The organism is uncultured Thiodictyon sp., from assembly GCF_903828115.1.
In the GTDB taxonomy this organism is placed as follows: domain Bacteria; phylum Pseudomonadota; class Gammaproteobacteria; order Chromatiales; family Chromatiaceae; genus Thiodictyon.
In genome coordinates this window covers 1-4,127 of record NZ_CAIKKU010000322.1, presented here as the reverse complement: position 1 = coordinate 4,127, position 4,127 = coordinate 1, and the positions used below count along the sequence as shown (strand labels likewise).

Below are 4,127 nucleotides of genomic sequence, written 5' to 3'. Positions count from 1 at the left end.
GTTGTCGTTGTCGTAATCGGAGAAGCGATGTCGAGAGAATCCGGGGCGCTACGATAATCTCGACAACGACAACGACAACGACAACGACAACGACGCGGTAAGCGTTCCCTAATGGACTTGTTTGACCTATTACCGGAGGTGGAACTGTTGCCGCGCGGGCGGGACGCCCCCGCTGCTTGTTACGCGGGCCGCTCGAACAGGTAGTGACTGACCCACCACTCCTGCCCGTCCCGATACCCGAAGAGTTCGGCGCAGGCCATGAAGAAGAGCCGCCAGCGCATCCACCAGGCGGCGGCTTGGTCGGCGCCGTAGGTCTGCTCCAGGATGGGCCAGACGCGGGGGCGGGCGGCGTCCATTTGCTCGAGCCAGGTGTTGAGGGTGCGCTCGTAGTGGCGGCCGTCCCAGCGCCAGCGCTCCAGCAGGCGCAGCCGGTCCTGGAACAGGAGCGGCAACTCGTCGCTCGGCATGATGCCGCCGGAGAAGAAGTACCGGCTCATCCAGTCGCTCGCGCCCTGGTCCTCGAAGGCGTAGGGGTGGGCGCGGTGACAGAAGATGTGCATCAGAAAGCGGCCCCCGGGCTTGAGCCAGTCGTGGACCCGGGCGAACAGGGCGCGGTGGTTGCGCATGTGCTCGAACATTTCGATAGAAACGATGCGTTCGTAGCGCCCGGGCGCGGCGAAGGTGTTCATGTCCGCGGTGATCAGCGTCAGGTTGGCGAGTCCGCGCCGCCGCGCCTCCCCTTCGATAAATCCGCGCTGGCCCTGGGAGTTGGAGACGGCGGTGACCCGGCACCGGGGGAAGCGCTCCGCCACATAGAGGCTGAAGGCGCCCCAGCCGCAGCCCAGTTCCAGGATTTCCATCCCGTCGGCGATGCCGGCGCGTTCCGCGGTCACCCGCAGGGACTCGTCTTCCGCCTGGGCCAGGGTCTGGACCCCGGCGGACCAGAGGCACGAACTGTACTTGCGCCGGGGCCCCAGGACCTCCACGAAGAATTCGGGGGGCAGTTCATAGTGCTGGGCGTTGGCCAGTTCGGGGACCGCGGCGATCGGGGAGGCGTCCATCATGGCGACGAAGGCGCGGGTTTCTTCGGCAGCGAGCGCGCAGTCCCGTGTGGGCAGCGTGGCCAGGCGTTGGCGCAGCAAGGCGCGGATGCCGGCGCGGGTCATCGCGTCGGGCACCCGGCCCTGTTCCACCCAGCGGATCACGGCGGTGGTGGCGTTGTGCATCTGTCATGCCCCTCTTGTGTCGGTTTATCCTCTGTCGGTCAGGTATTGTCCAAGGCACCCAATGCCAAGGCCCGGCTTGCGCGGTTCTTGCGCATTGGCTGCACCAGCGCTGCATTCCAGCCCTGTAATCTCCCCTTCCACGGGGCCTCTGCCGGGCCCCCTGGAGACCCATCGCGGGGCAGGCCCCAAGGTCGGCCCCCGCGTCCGTCGATCATCCCCCTATGCGGAGACTTTACCCATGCGACTCAAGACCCCCAGAACCCTGCTCGCCATCGCCATCGCCATCGGCCTCGCCGCCGCGCTCGGCACCGGGGCGGCCTTCTGCGGCCAGGGCGGGCCTCACGGCGATCCCGACACGCGGCTCGAGCGGTTGACACGGCGGCTCGATCTGACGCCGCAGCAGCAGGCGCAGGTCAAGACCATCCTCGAGGAGGAGCGCACCGCTGCCGACCAGTTGCACGCCCAGGTGCGCCAGCGGATCCAGGGCGTCCTCACGGACGAGCAGCGCGCGGCGGAAGCGGCGCAGCAGCAGCGGGGGCTGGACCGACAGGTGGACCGTCTGACCGATCGCCTGCGTCTGAGCCCCGAGCAGGTCACCCAGGTGCGCGCGATCCTCGCCGAGCGCCTGACCAATCCGGCCCTGGCCCGCACCGAGTTGCAGGGGCGCATCGCGGCCGTCCTGACCCCGGAGCAGCAGCAACGGTTCGCGGCCATGGAGTCGCGCGGCGACCACCGGGGCAAGCGGGGGGACGGGCCGCGGGGTGATGGTCCGCCCACGGGCGGCCCCGGCGGCGGACCGCAAGACGGCCCCGGCGACGGCCCCGCGGATGGATCGGAGGATGACAACGGGCGGGACAGCCGCTAGCCGCGGTTAGCGCAAACCCCCGCGGGGCTGCGGTACGGATTTCACCGTCCTGATCGCGGCGCCGACCGCTGGTCCTTGCTGCGACGGTTGTCATCGGCTCGGTGGCCGCAATCATGATGGAGGCCGGTTTCACGGTATGCTTACCGCGACAGTCGCGCAGCGACGCTGTGGGAGCGGCTTCAGCCGCGACGGGCCGCGTGAGGAACGCGGCATCGGAGTTCGCCGCGGCGCCGTCTCGCGGCCGGAGGCCGCTCCCACCGAAGACTTTCATTTTCCGGGGTGGCAGAGCGACCTTCCATGGTCGTTAGCCTCTGATAATGAAGGGGCCGAGACCCAGGTCACTCGCCCAGTCCGTCCGATTTAAACCAGCGCCGGAGAATCCCATGCGTCCATCGCTCGCCGTCCTGCTGTTTGCCCTGCTGCCCCTTACCTCGCTCCCCGTCGCGGCGGATGAGCAGTTGATTCCGGGTGCCCTCGAGGTGGTGGCGGAGTTGCCCATCAATCCCGGCAATCTGGCGGTGACCGCCAAGGGGCGGGTCTTCGCCACGGTGCACCAGTTCCGTCGGGGGCCGGCCCAGCTCATCGAGGTGACGGGGCCCAAGAGCTACCGGCCCTGGCCGGACCTTGCTTGGAACGGCGCCTTCGGCTCGGGTCCGGACGTGCTCAACAGCGTGCTCGGCATCCACATCGACGGCCAGGACCGGCTGTGGGTGCTCGACAACGGACTGGGGGAGCCGCCCCAGACGCCCAAGCTCCTGGCCTTCGCGCTCGCCGACGGCAAGCCGGTCCTGCGCTATGACTTCCCGCCGCAGACCGGGCCTCTGGGGAGCTTTCTCAACGACCTGGCGGTGGACGCCGCGCGCGGCTTCGTCTATATCGCCGATCCCGGCGGCAGCCATGAGCCGGCCTTAGTGGTCGTGGACCTGAAGGGCCGCAGTTCCCGGCGCTTCAGCGCCTCCCCGGCCCTGCAAGCGGAGGATCTGGACCTCGTGGTCGAGGGCCGGGTCATAGGCCCCAAGGGCGAGGACGGCAAGGTCAAGCCCGCGCGCATCGCGGTGAATCCCATCACCCTGTCCGCGGACGGCGAGACCCTCTATTTCGGCGCCATGAACGGTGAGACCTGGTACCGGGTCCCGGCGCGCCTGCTGCGCGAGGGGGCGGACGACGCCGCCATCGCTGCGGCCATCACCAAGGCTGGGCCCAAGCCGGTCTCCGACGGGGCCGCCACCGATGCGGCGGGCAATCACTATTTCACCGATCTTGCCCACAACGCCGTTGCCGTCCTGCACCCGGACCGAAAGCTGGAGACCCTGGTCGAGGACGACCGACTCCTGTGGCCGGACTCCTTGAGCTTCGGGGAGCCCGGGTGGCTCTACATCGCCGTCAATCAACTCCACCGCGCCCCGGCCCTGAACGGCGGGGTCGACGGGGGGCTGCTCCCGTACCGCATCATGCGCGTCTACACCCCCGCCGATCCCGATTGAGTCAGTGCCCAGGCGGTCCAGGCCTGACCGTGAAAGTAGCGCAGCGACGCTGTGGGAGCGGCTTTACCGTGAAAGTGCGTAGTCAGGCCATCCTGGCCTGACGGTGTCGGGGCTGGAACAGTCAGGGCTGGATAGCCCTGACTACGGCGCCCCGCACGCTGGCCATCGGCTAGCGGTCGAGAGGACTTTCATGTTCCGGGGTGGCGCGGGTGCCATGGCCGTTAGCCGCGACGAGGCCTCGCATCGCGGCTGAAGCCGCTCCCACGGGGGGATTTACATCGTCCGGGGCGGCTGGTCTTGCTGCCGCGGCCGTCAGCCGATCCTGCGACCGCGGGCGCAACCCCGGAATCGGTTAGAATGCGTCCGGGGAGTCGGCCGGACAGTCGCTCTTCCCGCTCGCGGGGAGGGAGGAAAGTCCGGGCTCCAGAGGGCAGGGTGCCAGGTAACGCCTGGGGGGCGCGAGCCCACGGAAAGTGCCACAGAAAATATACCGCCAGTCTTTTTCCGGTTACGGCCGGAACAGGAAAGGTAAGGGTGAAATGGTGCGGTAAG

Annotated in this window: 3 protein-coding genes and 1 other RNA gene; 3 read left to right on the top strand and 1 reads right to left on the bottom strand. The window is 68.5% G+C overall.

Annotated features, from left to right (window positions below):
- Nucleotides 1-179: 179 nt before the first annotated feature.
- Complete coding sequence (locus QZY48_RS11685) at nt 180-1,226, bottom strand: cyclopropane-fatty-acyl-phospholipid synthase family protein (protein ID WP_295431028.1); 1,047 nt, start codon at nt 1,224-1,226, stop codon at nt 180-182.
- Nucleotides 1,227-1,464: 238 nt separating this feature from the next.
- On the opposite strand from QZY48_RS11685, the gene QZY48_RS11680 reads away from it, so the two are divergent.
- From QZY48_RS11680 to rnpB, 3 genes are all read left to right on the top strand, one after another.
- A complete protein-coding gene (locus QZY48_RS11680; RefSeq protein WP_295431027.1) occupies nt 1,465-2,091 on the top strand; it encodes a hypothetical protein in 627 nt (208 codons plus the stop codon).
- Nucleotides 2,092-2,474: 383 nt separating this feature from the next.
- A complete protein-coding gene (locus tag QZY48_RS11675; protein WP_295431026.1) occupies nt 2,475-3,575 on the top strand; it encodes an L-dopachrome tautomerase-related protein in 1,101 nt (366 codons plus the stop codon).
- A gap of 367 nt (nt 3,576-3,942) precedes the next feature.
- Nucleotides 3,943-4,127: RNase P RNA component class A (rnpB, locus tag QZY48_RS11670), an RNA gene on the top strand; the annotation flags it as partial.

Bases quoted from the DNA above. Each gene is read 5' to 3' on its own strand.
- QZY48_RS11675 (WP_295431026.1), top strand. From the start codon at position 2,475: ATGCGTCCATCGCTCGCCGTCCTGCTGTTTGCCCTGCTGCCCCTTACC.
- QZY48_RS11680 (WP_295431027.1), top strand. From the start codon at position 1,465: ATGCGACTCAAGACCCCCAGAACCCTGCTCGCCATCGCCATCGCCATC.
- QZY48_RS11685 (WP_295431028.1), bottom strand. From the start codon at position 1,226: ATGCACAACGCCACCACCGCCGTGATCCGCTGGGTGGAACAGGGCCGG.